Source organism: Roseomonas sp. TAS13 (genome assembly GCF_001950415.1).
Taxonomy (GTDB): domain Bacteria; phylum Pseudomonadota; class Alphaproteobacteria; order Acetobacterales; family Acetobacteraceae; genus Roseomonas; species Roseomonas mucosa.
Genome location: NZ_BDLP01000443.1, coordinates 1 through 3173, shown reverse-complemented (window position 1 = coordinate 3173; position 3173 = coordinate 1). Strand labels below are relative to the sequence as shown.

Annotated in this window: 5 protein-coding genes, 1 tRNA gene and 1 pseudogene; 4 read left to right on the top strand and 3 right to left on the bottom strand. The window is 68.0% G+C overall.

The features are described 5' to 3' along the window. Together ROTAS13_RS28290 and ROTAS13_RS21770 are read right to left on the bottom strand one after the other, a co-directional pair. A pseudogene (locus ROTAS13_RS28290) lies at positions 1-121 on the bottom strand (helix-turn-helix domain-containing protein); the annotation flags it as partial. A 74-nt stretch (positions 122-195) separates the two neighbouring features. Next, positions 196-582, bottom strand: a complete 387-nt coding sequence (locus tag ROTAS13_RS21770; RefSeq protein ID WP_075823398.1) for a hypothetical protein — start codon at positions 580-582, stop codon at positions 196-198. A 142-nt stretch (positions 583-724) separates the two neighbouring features. Here ROTAS13_RS21770 and ROTAS13_RS21765 point away from each other — a divergent pair, with 142 nt between their 5' ends. Continuing rightward, on the top strand, positions 725-1015 hold the full coding sequence (locus ROTAS13_RS21765; RefSeq protein WP_075823396.1) for a hypothetical protein: 291 nt from the start codon (positions 725-727) through the stop codon (positions 1013-1015). Between the two features lie 7 nt (positions 1016-1022). Then, positions 1023-1097, top strand: a tRNA-Ile gene (locus ROTAS13_RS21760). Positions 1098-1151: 54 nt separating this feature from the next. Here ROTAS13_RS21760 and ROTAS13_RS21755 read toward each other — a convergent pair. Further along, on the bottom strand, positions 1152-1505 hold the full coding sequence (locus tag ROTAS13_RS21755) for a hypothetical protein (RefSeq protein ID WP_075823395.1): 354 nt from the start codon (positions 1503-1505) through the stop codon (positions 1152-1154). A 689-nt stretch (positions 1506-2194) separates the two neighbouring features. Between ROTAS13_RS21755 and ROTAS13_RS21745 the strand changes: the two genes are divergently transcribed. Together ROTAS13_RS21745 and ROTAS13_RS21740 are read left to right on the top strand one after the other, a co-directional pair. Further along, positions 2195-2980 carry a hypothetical protein gene (locus ROTAS13_RS21745; RefSeq protein ID WP_139323483.1) on the top strand — a complete coding sequence of 262 codons (786 nt, stop codon included), beginning with the start codon at positions 2195-2197 and terminating at the stop codon, positions 2978-2980. Further along, positions 2977-3173: hypothetical protein (locus tag ROTAS13_RS21740; protein ID WP_139323482.1), on the top strand; the 197-nt coding region annotated here is incomplete at its 3' end. The genes ROTAS13_RS21745 and ROTAS13_RS21740, both read left to right, overlap by 4 nt.

Genomic DNA, 3173 nt, shown 5'->3' with positions numbered 1-3173 from the left:
ACCGCAGAACCTTCCGGACCACCTTTCGCGAAATCCCGAGCTCACGACAGATCGCCTTGATCGACTTGCCCTGCACCCGGTGCAGGCGCCGGATCTTTGCCACTGTCTCCACGACCAGCATCCCAGCACTGGCTCCCGATCATCCCGGAAACCACTGTGAACCCCGCCGTCAGTGGGGTCCCGTTTGGACGCCGATCACCCCTCCAACAGGGTTCCTATTCCATGCCGATCCACAGCCTGCCGGACGCGCTCCGCCGCCGGACGCGGCGGAGCCGCCTGTTCGGCCGGGGCGGAGCCGCCGCGTCCGAACAGGTTCAGCACCGGCGCAGAACGGCGCGGGGCGGACACCTTCGCCACCTTGAGCTCATGCTTCCTCTCGGCCTTCTGCTCCGTCTTGCGGGTAGCCTCGGCCTTGGCGGCGGCGTGCGCGGCGGCGCGCTCCTCAAGGTGGTCGCCGACCGTCTTGGCCACCCACTCGTAGACGACCTTGGTCACGGCGCGGCCGTGCTCCCAGACAACCTTGCTCACTGCGACCAGCTTCGTGAGGGCCGCCTTCAGGGCGGCAATGAACTTACCGAGCATCTTGGGTCTCCTTCCCCGCCCATTGAACGAATGCCAGAGAAATGCCGCCCACACTCGCAAGCGACTATATAACCGCTATCTAGGTGGTAGCTATTGACTACCGCAGATTGCGTGTCAATCTGACTTCGAGGAGGATCCAGTGATGTCCGGCATGGAGATGTTCTGGTGGGCCTCGGCTCGCGCCGAGGCCGCGAACGCGGACACCGCCCGCGCTGTCGCGGCGCGCCAAGCCGCGCGGGCCGGGCACGCGGTGTCTGTCGCCCACGACTGGCGGACCGAGGCGCACCGCTTGGCGGACGAGTTGGCAGAGGCGCGCGCCGAGGCGGCCGGGCTGCGCGCGGTGGCTCACGCCTACCGGACGGCGCACCCGCACTCGCCGGTGATCGCCATCGAGGAGCTGGTGGCCGAAGTCGGGCGTGACGCTACCCAATGACCAGTTCGCGCGAGTAGCTCAGGGGTAGAGCCGACTGCTCATAACAGTCTACGCGCCGGTTCGAATCCGGCCTCGCGTACCACACGGAAACGGCGCCGGGGGCTTCCCTCCGGCGCCGTTCTTGTGTCCGGCCGCCTCACCGGTCCTCGGCAAGGAACTCTTCGAGGCGGTGGCGGTAGCACTCCGGCACGGACCGGACGAACTCGAGCTCGGCGTGCCGCAGCCGGTCCTGACGCTGACGCGCGCGCCGGTCGCGGGTGTCGGCCAGCCGGAGCAGCCGGAGCGCGCCCTCGGCGAGCGCGGCCGCAACCGCCTGCTGGTCGAGCCACGCCTCGGCGCCCGCCCGGGCGAGGTCATCCACCTCGGCGAGGATGCCCTTGCCATCGAGGAGGTCGTCGAAGCTGCCCCCGGCTGGGTCGATGCCGACCAGCGCCGCAATGCTGTCCCAGCCGTCGGCGTCAGAAAGATTGTCGTTCGCGTGTTCCCTCATGGCTCGCCCTCCCTACCGGTACCCCGGCCATCTTGAACTGCGACTGGGGCCCGACCAGGGCGGACCTCGCGCAGCCGCTCCGACGCGACCAGCTCATCGGTGGAGTGGTAGTCATGCGCCCCTCCAACGGGAGCGGGGTGGTCCCCTCGCTTGCCAAGGCAGCTGCGTCGAAAGCAAGGAACGACGATCGACAAAATGGACACCGAGGGTCTCCCCTCGGCGCTCCACGACGTTACGCTGTCTGGATGGCTACTGCGGGATCTGGGCCACTCCTCGAGCTCGAAGGTCAACGCCTCGCCTGTACCTGCCTCGATTCAGCAGGCCTGCTCCTCGTCCTGGAGGCTAGGGCGATGTGGCAGCCACACAGCCCCTCGGGCGGGTCGGTCGGATCAATGTCGGGCATGGTGACCGCCTCGAACCGCCGAACCAGGACAAACCTGTCCGTCGGCGCCTCGCTGAAGTTCGTCGTCCACGCGGTCGGAATCATCTGTCGCTCCCTCCATCGGAAGCCGGATGCCCCTCGTCCGCCAAGGTCGCGGCCTCGGAACCAAGACACCCCTATTTGTCATTCTGAACAACGCCCGTTGCCGGTATGACAAAGATGCCGCATGGTGCCCCGATGACCCCTTCCGACCGGCCGCACCGGCCACGCACTTCTCTCCGGCCTGTGCCCACGGCGGCGGCGGCCCGTGGCCGGTGAGGCCAAACGGCGGCAGTACAGCCGCCAGCAGTTCCTGCTGCAGCACCCGCATTGCTGCTACTGCGGCGCCCCGGCGACGACGACGGATCACTGCCCCCCTCGCTCGATGTTCGACGGCAGGGTGTGGCCTGAGGGCTACGAGTTTCCGTGCTGCGCCCCCTGCAACGCAGCCGGACGCTACTCGGAGCAGATCGCGGCAGCAGTGCTTCGCCCGTCACTCCTGGCGGAGACAGAGGCATCCTGGCTCAAGACCGTGGAGCACCTGTCGCGTGCCCGCCCCGAGGTACTGGAAGAGTGGACGTCGTTGAGCCGCAACGAGGCGCGGCACCACTTCCGAACGCGCTTTGGCAAGGACCTGGGGGACCGCCTTCGCCAGCACGAATACGGTGTCCTCAAAATCGGCCCCATCACCACCGAAGCCCTGGAAGACGTGCTGGCCAAGGTCGGCATGGCGCTGTTCTACAAGCACATTGGGCGGCGCTGCACGGGGCGGGTTTGGGTCCTTCGGTACGACCCCCTGCTGGCGAAGCAAATGGCCATCGCCGTTGAGGGGCTGGCGCCAAACACAGCGGAGATGCAGCGCGGCAACGCGAACCTGGCGGACCAGTTCGTCTACCGATACTCGGCAGGACCAGGGTCTCTCTGCGCTGTGGTGACGATCCGCCATCAATTCGCGGCAGTGCTCACCGCCTTGGACGAGCCCCAAGCGTCCGAGTTCGCTGCCTCAGCCACCGCGCATGGCATGCACATCCCCGAACGCAGGTGCCCGCCATGAGGGACGACCCCAACCCCAGCGGCGAACGCATCGCCTCGTTCCACCGGTCCCGAGCCCGGCAGATACTCAATCAGGCCGGTGACCTGGTGGCCGAGGCGCGGGCCGAGGCGGGGGCGTCCGAGCTGAACCGCGCCTTCGGGCTGAGCCGGGCCGCGCGCGGCGAGCTGCGACTGGCCGAGGCCCACATGGCCGC

Coding starts and splice junctions, on each gene's coding strand:
- ROTAS13_RS21770 (WP_075823398.1), bottom strand. CDS start 582: ATGCTCGGTAAGTTCATTGCCGCCCTGAAGGCGGCCCTCACGAAGCTG.
- ROTAS13_RS21765 (WP_075823396.1), top strand. CDS start 725: ATGTCCGGCATGGAGATGTTCTGGTGGGCCTCGGCTCGCGCCGAGGCC.
- ROTAS13_RS21755 (WP_075823395.1), bottom strand. CDS start 1,505: ATGAGGGAACACGCGAACGACAATCTTTCTGACGCCGACGGCTGGGAC.